Below are 15210 nucleotides of genomic sequence, written 5' to 3' on the forward strand. Positions count from 1 at the left end.
GAAACGTCGTTGTCGCGCGATGGTTTTTTCCAAGAATATGTCCTATCACCGGACAGACCCTTCCGGACCCTCATCATTGGACTGAGCAGAAATTGACCCCGCATCTTCTCCTCGGCATCGACACCGGCGGCACCTACACCGACGCCGTCCTTTTCAGCGAAGCTACCGGCGTCGTCGCCAAGGCCAAGGCGCTGACGACCCGCCACGACCTGGCCGAGGGCGTTTCCGGCGCGGTGGAGGCGGTGCTCGCGAAGGCGAGAGTGCCGGTTTCGGCGATCAGCCTCGTGTCGCTCTCGACGACGCTTGCCACCAATGCGCTGGTCGAAGGCCAGGGCGGCCGTGCCGGCCTGATCATGATCGGTTTTGCTCCCGAAGACCTGAAGCGCGACGGCCTTCAGGAAGCGCTCGGGTCCGATCCCGTTCTGTTCCTTCCCGGCGGCCACAACGTTCATGGAGGCGAGGCGCCGCTCGACATGAGTGCGCTCGACGCGGCGCTGCCGGCACTCGGCTCTCAGGTGTCGTCCTTCGCCGTCGCCGGTTATTTCGCCGTGCGCAACCCGGACCACGAGAAGCGCGTGCGCGATCGCATCCGCGAGGTCTCGCACCTGCCGGTCACCTGCAGCCATGAGCTTTCCTCCAAGCTCGGCGGCCCGCGCCGGGCGCTGACGACGCTTCTGAATGCGCGCCTCGTCTCGATGATCGACCGGCTGATCGGTTCGTGCGAAGACTTCCTCAAGGCCCGCGGCATCGACGTGCCGATGATGGTGGTGCGCGGCGACGGTGCGCTGATCTCGGCCGCCGAAGCGCGGCTGCGACCGATCGAGACGATCCTTTCCGGGCCGGCCGCGAGCCTCGTCGGTGCTCGCTATCTGACCGGCCTGGACAACGCCGTCGTCTCCGATATCGGCGGCACGACGACCGACGTAGCCGTACTCGAAAAGGGCCGCCCGCGACTCGATGCGGAGGGCGCGGTCGTCGGAGGCTTTCGCACCATGGTCGAGGCGGTCGCCATGCGCACCTACGGCCTCGGCGGCGACTCCGAGGTGAAGATCAACGACCGCGGCCTCAAGGCCAAGCTCGATCTCGGGCCCCGCCGGTTCCTGCCCTTGAGCCTGGCCGCGGCCCTGCACGGCGACGCGGTCCTGTCGGTGCTCGAAAGGCAGTTGCGGGCGCCTCATGCCGGCCGGCATGATGGACGCCTGGCGGTCCGCACCGGCTTGCCCGACCACCTGGCGAGCGGGCTTCAGCCGCAGGAGCAGGCACTCTACGGCCGCATCGGCATGGTGCCGGTGGCGCTTGCGGACCTGCTCGTCAGCACGCCGCAGAAGGCAACGCTCGACCGGCTCGTGGCGCGCGGGCTGGTGCATATCTGCGGGCTCACCCCCTCGGACGCGATGCATGTTCTCGGACGGCAGGCGCAGTGGAACGGCGAGGCCGCACGCCTGGGCCTCGAGATCGCCGCCCGCACCAAGGACGGATCGGGACAGCCTATCGCCGCCTCCGTCGAAGCTCTCGCGCAGTTGATCGTCGACCGGCTGACGCGACAATCCTCCGAAGCCATCCTGCAAGCCTGTCTCAGCGAGGACGGCGCCGCCATCGACCCCGCCGCCTCACTTGCCGTCGACCGGGCGCTGAAACGGGAACCGGGCATCGTGCGCTTTTCGATCAGCCTCGACCGGCCGCTTGTCGGTCTCGGCGCCTCGGCGCCGGTCTATTACCCCGCCATCGCCGAAATGCTTTCCACCGAGGCCGCGATCCCGGCGGAGGCAGATGTGGCAAACGCCGTCGGCGCGGTTGTCGGCCAGGTGCGGGCAACGATCACCGTCTTCGTGACGACGCCGGAAGAAGGCATTTTCATCGTCAACGGTGCGGGCGCGAGCGAACGCTTCGTCGATCAGCAGGAAGCTTTCGGCGTCGCCCGCCGGCGCGCCGAAATGATGGCCCTGGAGAGCGCCCGCGCCAACGGTGCAGAAGAACCCGCCGCGGTGCTTCGGGAAGAGATCGACGCGCCGGAAGTCGAAGGCAGCCGCAAGCTGATCGAGGCACGCTTCATCGCCTCGGCAAGCGGCCGGCCCCGTATCGCGCATCACGCGTCTTGACCTTTTCCATTCCGGAAACAATTCTTCGCATCCTTGCGGAATTGACAGGGAATGCGTTGATGAGAGAGTGTCCGCGCATGTGAGCGGGCCTAAAGCGCTTTTCCTTCCGGGCGCCGCTTCTATCTATGGCAATAGGAATACTGAATCAGGAGCTGTGGCATGGACCGCGTTGAGAAATATGGATTGCAGATCGATGCGGGGCTCCACCGCTTTCTGGTCGAAGAAGCGATGCCGGGCACCGGGGTCGAGGCGGAGCGGTTCTTTTCCGCCTTCTCGGATCTCGTTCACGATCTCGGACCGAAGAACCGGACCCTTCCCGTCAAGCGCGACGAGATGCAGGCCAGGCTCGACGGCTGGTATCGCGAGCATGGTGCCCCGGTCGACATGGAAGCCTATGAAGCCTTCCTGCGGGAGATCGGCTACCTCCTGCCGGAAGGTCCCGATTTTTACGTCTCGACCGCAAATGTCGATTCCGAAATCGCGACGATCGCCGGGCCGCAGCTTGTCGTGCCGGTGATGAATGCGCGCTATGCGCTCAATGCCGCCAATGCCCGCTGGGGATCGCTCTACGACGCCCTTTACGGCACCGATGCGATAGCGGAGACCGACGGGGCCGAGCGCGGCAAGGGATATAATCCGAAGCGCGGTGCCAAGGTCATCGCCTGGGCGCGAGAATTTCTCGACGCGAGCGCTCCGCTGGCGGCCGGCCGCTGGAGCGATGCCGAATCGTTCTCGATCGAGGGAGGGACGCTGACCGTAACGCTTGCCGACGGCACGAAGAGCGCTCCGCGCAATTCCGTTCAGTTCGCCGGCTATGCTGGTGACCCCGCGGCGCCGTCCGAGATCGTTCTGCGTCGGAACGGCCTTCACGTCGTCATCGTCCTCGACGCAACGACACCCATCGGCAAGGCCGATGCAGCCGGCATATCCGACGTCGTCTTGGAATCGGCGATCACCACGATCATGGATTGCGAGGATTCGGTTGCGGCCGTCGACGCCGAGGACAAGGTGCTCGTCTACCGCAACTGGCTCGGGCTGATGAAAGGCGATCTCGAGGAGGAGGTGACCAAGGGCGGCAGGGCGTTCACCCGGAGGCTCAACCCCGACAGGGCCTATAAGGCTGCGGACGGCGCGACTCTGACACTGCCGGGCCGGTCGCTGATGCTGGTGCGCAATGTCGGGCACCTGATGACCAACCCCGCGATCCTCGACCGGGACGGCAAAGAGGTGCCGGAAGGCCTGATGGATGCCATGGTGACGGCGCTGATCGCACTCCACGACATCGGCCGGAACGGCCGGCGGGCGAATTCCCGCAGCGGCTCCATGTATGTGGTCAAGCCGAAAATGCACGGGCCGGAGGAAGTCGCCTTCGCCTGCGAGATCTTCGCCCGCGTAGAGGCGGCGCTCGGGCTTCCGGCCAACACGATGAAGATGGGAATCATGGACGAGGAGCGGCGGACGACCGTCAACCTCAAGGAATGCATCCGCGCCGCCCGCGAACGGGTCGTCTTCATCAATACCGGCTTCCTGGACCGCACCGGCGACGAAATCCACACCTCGATGGAAGCCGGCCCGATGATCCGCAAGGGCGACATGAAGCAGGCGCCATGGATATCGGCCTATGAGAACTGGAACGTTGATGTCGGTCTCGCGTGCGGGCTGTCCGGCCACGCCCAGATCGGCAAGGGCATGTGGGCGATGCCGGACCTGATGGCGGCGATGCTGGAGCAGAAGATCGCTCATCCGAAGGCGGGCGCGAACACGGCCTGGGTACCGTCGCCGACGGCCGCGACTCTGCACGCCACCCACTATCATCGCGTCAACGTCGCCGAAGTCCAGGCGGGCCTCAAGAGCCGCGCCCGCGCGAAGCTCGCCGATATCCTCTCCGTGCCGGTCGCTCCACGGCCGAACTGGACCGAGGAGGAAATCCAGCGCGAACTCGACAACAATGCGCAGGGCATTCTTGGCTATGTCGTGCGCTGGGTCGACCAGGGCGTCGGCTGCTCCAAGGTGCCGGACATCAACAATGTCGGCCTGATGGAGGACCGCGCGACGCTGCGCATCTCGGCGCAGCATATGGCGAACTGGCTGCATCACGGCATCGTCAGCGAATCGCAGATCGGGGAGACCATGAAGCGCATGGCGGCGATCGTCGACGGGCAGAACGCCGGCGATCCGAATTACCAGCCCATGGCTGGGCGCTTCGACGAATCGATCGCCTTTCAGGCGGCGCTCGATCTCGTGCTCAAGGGCCGCGAGCAGCCGAACGGCTATACCGAGCCGGTCCTGCATCGCCGCCGGCTGGAGCTGAAGGCGAAGCAGCGGGCCTGAGGCCCGTTGCGATTTTAATGGCGTCGAAGCTCTGGTCGGATTTGTCGGCACGCACGGTGATGCGCGTGAATTCCTCGCGTATCGACCGTGCGCCACTGCATGTTTCCTTTGATCGTGGCCGATCAATGGACAAAAACATCGAGCAGCTCAAAGGGTTACAGCGACCTTGGCGCGTCTCACAAGACGCGCGGCGCTGTAGGAAACGTATCGGAGGACTGCAACCTCTCCTCCCCTCATCCCTGTGCTCGTCACAGGGATGAGAGCAGCGCCGCGTCTGCGGCGCGGAAGAGCTCTTTCAGCCCAAGGACTTGGTCTGGCTGGATTCCTGTGACAAGCACAGGAATGAGGGACCCGGGATGTGCGGCTACTACGACTTTAATTTGCGAATGTGCGAGATGGTCAAGCTGTGACGCAATGCCCTCGCCGCGTCCGCGGCGCGGGAAGCGTTCTTTCAGCCCAAGGACTCGGTCTGGCTGGATTCCTGTGACGAGCACAGGAATGAGGGGATCAACAAGGCGCGCCGTGCGTCCAAAGGGACGCACAAAGAACGCGCCAGCTTCTCGAATCGAGCGCAATCAGCCGCGACGGCAAAAAGAAAGGGCCACCCGGCGCCACCGGATGGCCCTTTTTGGATGTGTTGCAGCCGTTACTGCTGCACGACGACGCGTGCGTTGCGGCCGGGGCGGACCCGCGAATAGAGATCGATGATGTCCTGGTTCATCAGGCGGATGCAACCGGACGAGGCGGCGGTGCCGATCGACGACCATTCCGGCGTGCCGTGCAGGCGGAACAGCGTGTCCCGGCCTTCCTTGTTGAAGAGATAGAGAGCGCGTGCACCGAGTGGATTGCTGATGCCCGGGCCCATGCCGGCCTCTACATATCTGGCGACTTCCGGCTTGCGCTCGGCCATTTCCTTCGGCGGGTGCCAGGTCGGCCATTCCTGCTTCCAGGCGACATAGGCCTCGCCTTCCCACGCGAAACCCTGCTTGCCGACGCCGATCCCGTAACGTACGGCCTTGCCGCCGGGCAGCACGTAATAGAGGAAGCGGCTCGGCGTGTTGACGACGATCGTTCCCGGGCGTTCCTTCGTCGGGTAATCGACGATCTGCCGATGGAAACGCTGGTCTACGCGGTTGATCGGAACGCCCGGCACCGCATATCCGTGGTCCTCAACAGGGCCATAATTGCTGGAGAAGATCTGGTTCGTCGCCACTTTTTCGCCCTCGGGAGAGGAGCCGGCCGTGGTCGTGGTCTGTGAGCAGCCGGCGAGGGCAACGGTGGCCGCCAGGCTGCACAGAAGGAGAGCGTTGCGGAAGCGCATGATGGTCTCGTAAAAGAGGTCAGGAAAATACGGGGGAGGGTGTCCGGCCGTCAGCGGCAACAGCTTATTTTCTATTGCACCGCAGTGCGCAAGGGACCGGCCCCCCGCAATGTGGCCGAAAGGTGTAAATTCCGTGACGATGGCTTTTTTGCAACAAACCACCCTGCAGCGCCGCGCGTCTCGTCAGAGGCGCAAAGGTCGCCGTATCACTTTGCGAGGGCGGCAATGACGATCTTGTCTATCCATGGCGACAATCCGCTCGCAGACGGACGTCAGTCAGAGCGGGCGATGAAGGTACGGCGCGGCGTTCAGCGGCTGCTGATGGAACTGCGCCACGCGGCTCTGCCCGAATTGACGCTTGCGAGCGGGAGGCGGGCCGATCTCATCTCGCTCTCGCCGAAGGGCGAAATCTGGATTATCGAGATCAAGACCTCGATCGAGGACTTCCGCGTCGATCGCAAGTGGCCGGAGTACCGGCTCCACTGCGACCGCCTGTTCTTCGCAACGCATGCGCAGGTTCCCCTCGACATCTTTCCGGAAGAATGCGGGCTGATGCTTTCCGACGGCTACGGTGCGCATATGCTGCGCGACGCTCCGGAACACCGCCTGCCGCCGAGCACGCGAAAATCGGTAACGCAGGCCTTCGCGCGCACGGCGGCGCAGCGCCTGACGCTCGCAGAATGGGCGGCCGAGCGAAACGGCGAGCTCGGCCAGTCGATCAGCGACCTCGTCAGCGGCGAGCGGGATTAGAAAGGCGGCGCGAGTTACTTCGGCGCCCGTTTCGCCAGAATGCGCTGCAGGGTCCGTCGGTGCATGTTGAGCCGGCGCGCCGTTTCGGAAACATTGCGTTCGCACATTTCGTAGACGCGCTGAATATGCTCCCATCGCACGCGATCGGCCGACATCGGGTTTTCCGGAGGCTCCACCCGCTCGCCCGGGCGCTGAATCAGCGCCGCGAGAATGTCGTCGGCGTCTGCGGGCTTGGCCAGATAGTCGAGCGCTCCGAGCTTCACGGCGTTGACCGCGGTCGCGATGTTTCCATAGCCCGTCAGAACGATCATGCGCGTGTCGTCGCGGCGCCCACGGATCGCCTCGATCACGTCGAGACCGCTGCCGTCGCTCAGGCGGAGATCGATGACTGCATGTTTCGGCGGGCGGGTCTTCGCCTTGGCTATGCCTTCTGCGACCGATTCGGCGATCTCGACCGCGAAGCCGCGCGCTTCCATTGCGCGGGCGAGGCGCCGCAGAAAGGCCGTGTCGTCATCGACGATCAGAAGGCTCTTGTCAGGCCCGATCAGGTCCGCATCGGCGGCGTGAGTGTTTGGCGCAGGCATCGACTTTTCGATCATTTCTCAAATCCCTACAGCGCCATGCGTCTCACCGGGCGCGCAAGGGCCGCTGTAACCCTTCAAGTGCTGCATGTTCTATTCTTTCACCGGACAGGATCAAAGGAAACATGCGGTAAGCATAAACCGGTGGTTTTGCCGGCAATCATGTGGGTTTCCCCGCACCTGTCTTCAATAAACCGCCAAAAGTCATTTCGCCAGTTTCGTGTCCATCAGCACGCGCGGCCATTCGACGCTGACCCGGGCGCCCGGGTGTTTCGAGCCGCCATTCTCGAAGCGCAGCCGGGCACCGGAACGCTCGAGCAGCGTCTTGGCGATGAAGAGACCGAGGCCGAGCCCGCCGGCACTGTCGTCCTTCTGCCGCCGCGTCACGTAGGGTTCGCCGATCCGCGCCAGGATGTCCGGCGAAAAACCGTCGCCGTCGTCTTCGATCGTCACCCGCACGCGCTCGGCCGTGTGCTCCGTCGTGACGGTCACCTTCTTGCGCGCATAGTCGACCGCGTTCTCCAGCAGATTGCCCAGGCCGTAGAGAATGCCGGCATTGCGGATGCCGACCGGCTCCGAGGCGCGATCGCCCTGCTCCTTCAGCTCGATTTCTATGCCGAATTCGCGATGCGGCGCCATCACCTCCTCGATCAGCGATGAGAGCGGCAGAAGCCGCATATGTTCTTCGCTTTCGGACGAAAGGGTGGTCAGCCGCCTCAGAATGTCGCGGCAGCGTTCGCTCTGGCTGCGCAGAAGATGGACGTCCTCGCCGAAACGCGGATCGTCGCCAAGCTCCCGTTCCATCTCCTTGGCGACGACGCTGATCGTCGCGAGCGGCGTTCCGAGTTCGTGGGCGGCGGCGGCCGCGAGACCGTCGAGCTGCGACAGGTGCTTCTCCCGCTGGAGGACGAGCTCGGTCGCCGTCAGCGCTTCGGAAAGCTCGCTTGCCTCGAGCGAGACGCGATAGGTGTAGAAGGCGGCGAAGGCCGTCATCGAGACGATCGCGAACCAGATGCCCGCCGTCAGCACGCGCGGCATCAGCAGAACGGTGCCTGGATACCAGGGCAGCGGGAAGGGCGAGAAGGCAAGGGCGGTGACGCCCAGGACGGCGAGGCCGGCCAGCACGATGCTCTGCGGCTTCGGCTGCGAGGCCGACGAGATGATGACCGGCACGCAGAGAAGCGGCGCGAAGGGATTGGCAAGGCCGCCGGTGATGAAGAGCAACGCAGTCAGTTGCGCAAGGTCGAGACCGAGCAGGGAGAAGGCGGCCGGCGGCGTCAACCGCTGCGTCGGCGGAAAGCGGAGCGTGAGAAAGACGTTGAGAAGCGCCAGGCAGGCGATCAATACGGAGCAGGGAACGATCGGCAGCGGGAACTGCAGCCACAGCGCCGTGACGACGACGGCGAGCGATTGTCCGCCCACCGCCAGCCAGCGCAGCCGGATGAGCGTCTGCAACCTCAGACTGCGATTGCTGTTCTGATCGTTATAGAGTGTCGCAGCTGCCATGCGTTTCCGTTTCGCGATGCGGGTCGCATGCGCGACCGGGCGTCAATTCATCTTACCGGACTTTATTCCGAACCCGGCAAATATGAAACGGCGGCGGACCGCGGTGCGCCGTAGAGCCGCATCCGGCCACGTTGGACGGATCGGAAAACGAGCACACTTTTCCCTCCCGTTCTAAGTCCCGCGCGGTTTCGCGCGCGTCGTCGGCATCGCATTGGCGGGATCCTCCGGCCAGGGATGTTTCGGATAGCGGCCGCGCATCTCGGCTCTGACGTCCTTCCACGAACCGGCCCAGAAGCCGGGCAGGTCCCGGGTCGTTTGGATCGGGCGGTGGCCGGGGGAAATCAGCTCGAGAAGCAGCGGCAGCCGACCGTCGCCGATCGCGGGATGCGCTTTCAGGCCGAAGAGCTCCTGAACGCGGATCGACAGGAGCGGTTCGTCGCCGTCGTAATGGATCGGATGACGCTGGCCTGTCGGCGCTTCGAAATGCGTAGGGGCCAGCCGGGCGAGGTCGCGCTGAAGGCCGTATGGAACGAGCGAGATGAGGCCTTCGGCGAGATCGCGGCCCTGGATCCCGTCAATGCCGCCGGCGTCTCCCTGGAACGGAACGAACCACGCGTCGAGACGGGAGATCAGCGCCGCGTCCGACATGTCCGGCCAGGGCTCACCGATGGAGCGGTGCAGGAAGCCGATACGGTCGCGCAGTTGCTCCACGTCCTTCGGGAAGGGGACAGCGGCGAGCCCCAGCTGCCGGATACCGTCCGCGAGTGCCCGCGCCGCCGCCTGGCCGCTGGGGCGAGGCAGGGGTTTCTCCTCGAAGATGATCGCCCCGAGCCGTGTCACCCGGCGCGCACGCACCTGCCGGCTGGCCCGATCGAAGAAGCTTTGCTCCTCGGTGACGATGGCGTCCGGCATGTGCCCTTCGACATCGCCTCTCGTTATTTCCGCTGCAGCGAGCACCCGCTGCGCCCCGGCTCTGCCGGTAAGATCGGCAATGACGAGCATTCCGGCCGCAGCAAGCCGTTCGGTCTCGGGGATCTCGGCGCCGCGTCCATTCGCCATGACGAAGCGGCCGCGCCCGCCGCGCTGCAGCGCGATGCGGTCGGGAAAGGCGTGCATCAGCAGGGCTCCAGGCAGAACGGGCTCCAGACCCGCCTTGTTCGATGCGCCGAGTTCGCCGGCCATTCGCCGCGCCAGACCGCGGGCGGCCTCGGCCCGGTCGCTGCGCTCGCTCCGAAACCGGCGCAGCCGCTCCTCGATATCGATGCTGTTGCCGCCGAGGCCCTGCTCGGTGAGCATGACCGCGAGAAGGCAGGCCTCCTGCGCCCGCCCTTCCTCGGCGGCTGCGACCGACATTGCCGCAAGCCGCACCGGCAGCGCCAGATCGCGGATCCTGCGGCCCCTCGGCGTCAGCGCGCCGCGGCTGTCGATCGCGCCGAGCTCGACGAGCAGGCCCCGCGCCTCGCGCAGGGCCGTCTCCGGCGGCGGATCGAGGAATTTCAGCGTCGACGGGTCGGCCACACCCCAATGGGCAAGATCGAGGAGCAGTCCGGAGAGATCGCTGGCAAGGATCTGCGGCGGCGTGAAGGCGGCGAGCGCCGCCGTCTGTCCGGGATGCCACAGGCGAATCGCGATACCCGGCTCGGTCCTTCCGGCGCGCCCGGCGCGCTGATCGGCCGAGGCTCTTGAAACGCGCACGGTTTCGAGCCGCGTGATGCCGGTCGAGGCCTCGAAGACCGGCAGCCGCTGCAGGCCGCTGTCGACGACGATCCTGACGCCGTCGATGGTGATCGAGGTTTCGGCGATCGAGGTCGCCAGCACGATCTTGCGCGTGCCCTTCGGTGCCGGGCGGATCGCCGCATCCTGTTCCTTCTGGCTCAGATTGCCGAAGAGCGGCACGATTGCGGTCGCCTCCCCGAAGCGATCGGCGAGCCGCGCGACCGTGCGGGCGATTGCCGCCTGCCCGGGCAGGAAGGCAAGGATGGAACCTTCCTCGGAACGATGCGCCTCTGCAATCGTGCGGACCATCGCGTCCTCGACGCTTTCACCGGCCGCTCTGTTTTCGTAGCGTATGTCGATAGGGAAACTCCGGCCCTCGCTTTTCAGGACCGGCGCATCGCCGACGAGCCCGGCGATGCGTTCGACGTCGAGCGTCGCCGACATGACGACGATCCTGAGGTCCTCGCGCAGCGCCGATTGCACGTCGAGCGCCAGCGCCAACCCGAAATCGGCATCCAGCGAACGCTCGTGGAACTCGTCGAAAAGGACAGCCGAAACGCCGGACAATTCGGGATCGTCGAGGATCATCCGGCTAAAGACGCCCTCCGTTACAACTTCGATCCGGGTTTTGCCCGATACGCGGTTGTCGAGCCGCATCCGGTAGCCGACGGTTTCGCCGACCTTCTCCCCCAGAAGTTCGGCCATGCGTCCGGCCGCGGCCCGCGCTGCGAGCCGCCGCGGTTCGAGCAGAATGATCTTGCCGTCGCCGCGCCAGGGCTGGTCGAGCAGAAAAAGCGGCACCAGCGTCGTCTTGCCGGCGCCGGGAGGAGCCGACAGCACGAACGATCCCGACGAAGCGAGCGCGTCGCCAAGGCCGGGCAGGATCTCGCGGATAGGCAGGGTCGGAAGCGCGCGCATCACGCCTGCTCCTCCATTCCGATTTCGATCACGCGGCCGCCGGCGGCTTCCGCGTCGGCACTGTCGTGGGTCACCAGGATGGTGGGCAGCCCGGCCGCCCTCGCCTTGGAAAAGACAAGCTCACGCGTCTGCTGCCTGAGCGCCGCGTCGAGATTGGAGAAAGGTTCGTCGAGAAGCAGGAATCGTGGCGCGGAAACGAGTACCCTTTGCAGCGCCACGCGTGCCTTCTGGCCGCCGGAGAGCGTGTCCGGGTCGCGGTCGAAGAAGCCGGTAAGGCCCACCTCGTCGAGGGCTGCATCGGCCAGCCGGCGGCGTGCGGCTCGTCCTTTGACAGCCGGCGCTATGGCGAAGACGATGTTGCCGCCGACCGATAGATGGGGAAAGAGCAGCGGATCCTGAAACAGAATGCCCGCGTGGCGCCGGTTGGCGGGAAGCGCCGTCAGGTCCTTGCCGTCGATCAGGATGCGGCCGCTCACATCGAATGCCGCATCGAGAAAGCCTCCCGCAAAGGCGAGCAGGGTCGACTTGCCGGAGCCGGACGGCCCCATGATCGTCAGCACCTCGCCCGGCGCGACGGACGCCGATACGGCGAGCAGGGCTCGGCCGCCCAGACCGATCGTCACCTCCGAGAGCGTCAGGCATCCTGTCTTGATCGGGGAATTTGACCCGGCGTTTTCCTGCATTCACGTCCTCATTGCCCGCCGGTTGCGGAATAGCAACTGCGGGCCGAGCGACGCAACGAGAAATGCGAGGAAGGGCAGGAGACCCTGAACGAGGGCGTAGATGCCGATGACCCGCCGGTCGCCGCCCGACGAGAGTGCGACGGCCTCGGTCGTGATCGTCGTCAGCCGCCCGGACCCGATGAGGAGCGTCGGCAGATAGAGGCTGACCGACACGGCGAAACCGACCGCGAGCGCGGTGAGGCAGGCACGAAAGAGCAATGGCAGCCGGACCGTGAACAGGATTTCCAACGCCGGCTTGCCGAAGCCGGCGGCAATTTTTTCGAAGCGCGGGTCGACCGCGCGCCAGGGGGCCGACAGCGACAGAAGCACGTAAGGGAGCACGAAAACGAAATGGACCGCCAGCACGCTTGCAAAGCCGGGAGTGAGCCCCGCCGAGAGCATCAGGACCTGCAGCCCGAAAACGAAGCTGATCTCCGGGACGAGCAAGGGGAGGTAAAGCAGCCGGTAGCCGGCTGCATTCTTCCGTCCGCCGGCGATGCCGTTGCGGTAGAGCAGGAGGATGGTAAATACGAGCGCTAGCGATGACGCCGAAAGAGCGAGCGCGACCGTGGTGCCGAGCGGGGCCCAGAGTTGAGGCAATGTGCGCATCCAGGTATTGGGCGTGAGACTTCGGGGCAACGCGTCGGGAAAGGGCCAGAGGCCTGCAACCGACCAGATCGAAAGCACGCTGAGCCCCGCGAAAATGGTGACCGTACAGGTGCTCATGGCGAGGGCGCCCGCGGCGCGAAGCGCGCCGTCCCGCGCAAAGCGCCGTCCGGAAAGGGTCAGGCGCGCGAGAACGGCTTTCCCGACCCGTTCGAGCACGATCCAACTCGCCATTGCGGCAACGACGATGCCAAGCTGCAGGAAAGCGCCCGCCGATGCGAGAAATCGCGCACCGAGGTCGTCGTCTCCGGCCCATTGGGTTACTCGCACCGGCAATGTCGGCGGCAGCTTCGGCCCGAGGATCATGGCGACGTCGACCACGGATACCGAATAGACGAGCACTGCGAAGACCGGCAGACGGATCTGGCGGTAGAGGGCGGGCCAAAGACAGATGGCGAAGCCGGCGACGCGCCCGTAGCCGAGCGCCGCCGCAAGGCGCGATGCCCTCGTGACGGCAAGCTGCGGCAGGGCGGCAAGCGTCACCAGGAAGAGAAACGGCACCTCCTTGGCGATGAGCCCGGCAATCATCGTCAGCGCGAAAGGGTCGTTGGGAAGAAGCGAGTCCGGGGGCCGCGTGAAGCCCGTCACCTCCGGCGAGATCAGCCGGAGCAGGAAGCCCGACGGGGCGACGAGGAAAGCCAGCGCAAAGGCGGCGGCGGCATGCGGGACGGCAAGCAGGGGAGAGACGAGATGCTGGATGCGGGCGAAAAGCGGCGTGCCGGCAAAGCCCGCGACGAATGTACCGACGACGGCTGTTGCTGCGACCGTCGTCAGCAATCCCGCAGCCAGGCCGGTCAGGACCGAGCGGAGAATGTGTGGCTGGCCGGCGAGTTCGGCGAAATGAGCAAGCGTGACGCGAAAGCCGCCGAGCGCCGGCAGGTAGCCGAAGGCCGGCAGGATCGTTCCTGCAAGCCCTGCAAGGATGGGAAGCCCCAGAACGAAGGCAAGGAGGGCGTTTCCGCCGAGCCTAGTTGGCTGCGCCATAACGCCGGATCCATTCGGTTTCGATCCGTGTCATCCAGTCCGGGTGCGGTTCGTCGAGCGCGGGACCGAGTTCGTCGGGATGGAGCGTTGCAATGCCGAGGTCCAGGCGCTCGAAAGCGGACCGGTCGGCTTCCGGAAGTTTTGCAGGAGAAAGCACAGTCGGATCGCCCCAGATATTCGGGTCCTGCTTGCGAAGCTGCGCCTCGGGCGAGAGGAGGAAATCGGCAAGCAGAAGCGCGCCGGCCTTTGCCGTTGCGTTGTAGGGAATGGCGACGAAATGCGTATTGCCGAGCGTGCCGCCGGAAAAGACGAAGGAGCGGATCGTCTCCGGCAGTTCGCCATTGGCGATCGCGGAGGAGGCTTCAGCGGGGTTGAAGGCGAAGATGATGTCGAGTTCGCCGTCGGCGAGCTTCTGCTTCATGTCCGCATAGTTCTGAGGATAGGCCTTGCCTTTTCGCCATAGCAGCGGCGTCAGCTTGTCGAGACAGGCAAACAGGGGCGCAGCATCGGTCGCGAACGTCTTTTCGTCGACGGGTTTCTGCAGCTTGGCCCTGTCGTCTACGAGCTCGATCAGCACCTGCTTCAGGAAGGAAGAGCCGGTGAAGTCCGGCGGCTGCGGGTAGGAGAAGCGCCCGGGATTGGCCGCGGCCCATTCCAGGAGATCCGCTGCGGAATCCGGCAGCTCGCTCGCCTTCATGCGCGCCGAGTCGTAGAAGAACACGAGCTTGGCACCGCCCCAGGGACTCTCCAGTCCATCGGTGGGGATGGTGAAATCGGTGAGCACCGTCGGTGTGTTTTCGTGGTCGACATAGCGCCAGTTCGGCAGTTTCGTCGCCCAGCCGGGCGCGTAAAGCAGACCTTCGCGTTTCATCGCGGCGAAGTTCTCGCCGTTGATCCATACGAGATCGACCGATCCGCCCTCGTCCTTTCCTGCGGATTTTTCGGCGAGCACGGTCGCGGTCGCCTTAGCGGTGTCGTCGAGTTTCACATGGGCGACGGTGACGCCGTAGCGCGCTTTCATTTCGTCGCCGGCCCATCTGATATAGGCATTGACGTTCTCGGAGCCGCCCCAGGCGTTGAAATAGACCGTCTGGCCCCTGGCCTCCGCGACGACCGCTTCCCAGTTTCCCGCGTCCGTGGCGGACGCCTTGCCGGCGAGGCCGAGCGCCAGCAGCGCTGCGGCGATGATCTTCCCTGCTCGCCTGATCATGACGCTCCTCTACCCGGTCCATGCCGTTGCCGCCGAGGGTAAGACAAGGGCGGTCTGCGTCAATGCACGCGGCCGCCCTCGACCGTCACGTTTCGGTGAGACGTGCTCGGGTCGCCTCTTTTCGCGGAAACGGCAACGGGCTTCGAGATCCACGAATTCTCGTCGAGCACGGCCCTTGAAACGCGGAACTGCGTTAACCATATTGCTTGTATCCCCAGAAGCGCCGAAAGCCCGCAAAGCGGACCCGTATTGGTAGAAGCGTCGGACCACTTTTCGCGCGTCATGGAAAACGCCCTTTAAAAACAGTCACTTACGATTTTCTGCTGATTTTTTGAAAATCGTTGTTGACGTGTCGGAGGGTGGGGGTCTATAAGCCCGATCACTGACGAGGGCGGCGGCGCTGCTG

The 15210-nt window shown here is 65.1% G+C and carries 10 protein-coding genes; 3 read left to right on the plus strand and 7 right to left on the minus strand.

What is annotated here, in order from left to right; all coding sequences use genetic code 11:
• Positions 1–92: 92 nt before the first annotated feature.
• Both ACTJKL_RS16120 and ACTJKL_RS16125 read left to right on the plus strand, forming a co-directional pair.
• Positions 93–2099, plus strand: coding sequence for a hydantoinase/oxoprolinase N-terminal domain-containing protein (locus ACTJKL_RS16120; protein ID WP_440853287.1), 2007 nt, complete (start codon positions 93–95; stop codon positions 2097–2099).
• A gap of 159 nt (positions 2100–2258) precedes the next feature.
• Positions 2259–4430 (plus strand): malate synthase G, encoded by a 2172-nt coding sequence (locus ACTJKL_RS16125; protein ID WP_440853288.1) that lies wholly within the window; start codon positions 2259–2261, stop codon positions 4428–4430.
• Between the two features lie 646 nt (positions 4431–5076).
• Here ACTJKL_RS16125 and ACTJKL_RS16130 read toward each other — a convergent pair.
• The gene (locus tag ACTJKL_RS16130; protein ID WP_018098635.1) at positions 5077–5751 is read right to left on the minus strand and encodes a L,D-transpeptidase; all 675 of its coding nucleotides are present in this window, start codon (positions 5749–5751) and stop codon (positions 5077–5079) included.
• Between the two features lie 225 nt (positions 5752–5976).
• Here ACTJKL_RS16130 and ACTJKL_RS16135 point away from each other — a divergent pair, with 225 nt between their 5' ends.
• Positions 5977–6501 (plus strand): MmcB family DNA repair protein, encoded by a 525-nt coding sequence (locus ACTJKL_RS16135; RefSeq protein WP_440853289.1) that lies wholly within the window; start codon positions 5977–5979, stop codon positions 6499–6501.
• 14 nt (positions 6502–6515) lie between these two features.
• Here the strand turns inward: ACTJKL_RS16135 and actR are convergent, their stop codons facing one another.
• The 6 genes from actR to ACTJKL_RS16165 all read right to left on the minus strand — a co-directional run bounded on the left by actR (position 6516) and on the right by ACTJKL_RS16165 (position 14804).
• Positions 6516–7100, minus strand: a complete 585-nt coding sequence (gene actR / locus ACTJKL_RS16140; protein ID WP_003531971.1) for a global response regulator transcription factor ActR — start codon at positions 7098–7100, stop codon at positions 6516–6518.
• 186 nt (positions 7101–7286) lie between these two features.
• A complete protein-coding gene (locus tag ACTJKL_RS16145; RefSeq protein WP_018098632.1) occupies positions 7287–8588 on the minus strand; it encodes an ActS/PrrB/RegB family redox-sensitive histidine kinase in 1302 nt (433 codons plus the stop codon).
• A 171-nt stretch (positions 8589–8759) separates the two neighbouring features.
• Positions 8760–11222, minus strand: coding sequence for an ATP-dependent helicase HrpB (hrpB, locus tag ACTJKL_RS16150; RefSeq protein ID WP_440853290.1), 2463 nt, complete (start codon positions 11220–11222; stop codon positions 8760–8762).
• The gene (locus ACTJKL_RS16155; RefSeq protein ID WP_440853291.1) at positions 11222–11905 is read right to left on the minus strand and encodes an ABC transporter ATP-binding protein; all 684 of its coding nucleotides are present in this window, start codon (positions 11903–11905) and stop codon (positions 11222–11224) included. The genes hrpB and ACTJKL_RS16155 overlap by 1 nt, the downstream gene beginning before the upstream one ends.
• Positions 11906–13594, minus strand: coding sequence for an ABC transporter permease (locus tag ACTJKL_RS16160; RefSeq protein ID WP_440853292.1), 1689 nt, complete (start codon positions 13592–13594; stop codon positions 11906–11908). It lies immediately after the preceding gene.
• Entirely contained in the window at positions 13578–14804 is a 1227-nt protein-coding gene (locus tag ACTJKL_RS16165) for an ABC transporter substrate-binding protein (RefSeq protein ID WP_440853293.1), read from the minus strand. The genes ACTJKL_RS16160 and ACTJKL_RS16165 overlap by 17 nt, the downstream gene beginning before the upstream one ends.
• Between the last annotated feature and the right edge of the window lie 406 nt (positions 14805–15210).

It is taken from the genome of Sinorhizobium sp. 22678, from assembly GCF_052044265.1.
In the GTDB taxonomy this organism is placed as follows: domain Bacteria; phylum Pseudomonadota; class Alphaproteobacteria; order Rhizobiales; family Rhizobiaceae; genus Sinorhizobium; species Sinorhizobium meliloti_A.

Excerpts from the sequence above, each read along its gene's own strand:
- ACTJKL_RS16135 (WP_440853289.1), top strand. The coding sequence starts at position 5,977 with ATGACGATCTTGTCTATCCATGGCGACAATCCGCTCGCAGACGGACGT.
- ACTJKL_RS16145 (WP_018098632.1), bottom strand. The coding sequence starts at position 8,588 with ATGGCAGCTGCGACACTCTATAACGATCAGAACAGCAATCGCAGTCTG.
- actR (WP_003531971.1), bottom strand. The coding sequence starts at position 7,100 with ATGATCGAAAAGTCGATGCCTGCGCCAAACACTCACGCCGCCGATGCG.
- ACTJKL_RS16160 (WP_440853292.1), bottom strand. The coding sequence starts at position 13,594 with ATGGCGCAGCCAACTAGGCTCGGCGGAAACGCCCTCCTTGCCTTCGTT.
- ACTJKL_RS16165 (WP_440853293.1), bottom strand. The coding sequence starts at position 14,804 with ATGATCAGGCGAGCAGGGAAGATCATCGCCGCAGCGCTGCTGGCGCTC.
- hrpB (WP_440853290.1), bottom strand. The coding sequence starts at position 11,222 with ATGCGCGCGCTTCCGACCCTGCCTATCCGCGAGATCCTGCCCGGCCTT.
- ACTJKL_RS16125 (WP_440853288.1), top strand. The coding sequence starts at position 2,259 with ATGGACCGCGTTGAGAAATATGGATTGCAGATCGATGCGGGGCTCCAC.
- ACTJKL_RS16155 (WP_440853291.1), bottom strand. The coding sequence starts at position 11,905 with ATGCAGGAAAACGCCGGGTCAAATTCCCCGATCAAGACAGGATGCCTG.
- ACTJKL_RS16130 (WP_018098635.1), bottom strand. The coding sequence starts at position 5,751 with ATGCGCTTCCGCAACGCTCTCCTTCTGTGCAGCCTGGCGGCCACCGTT.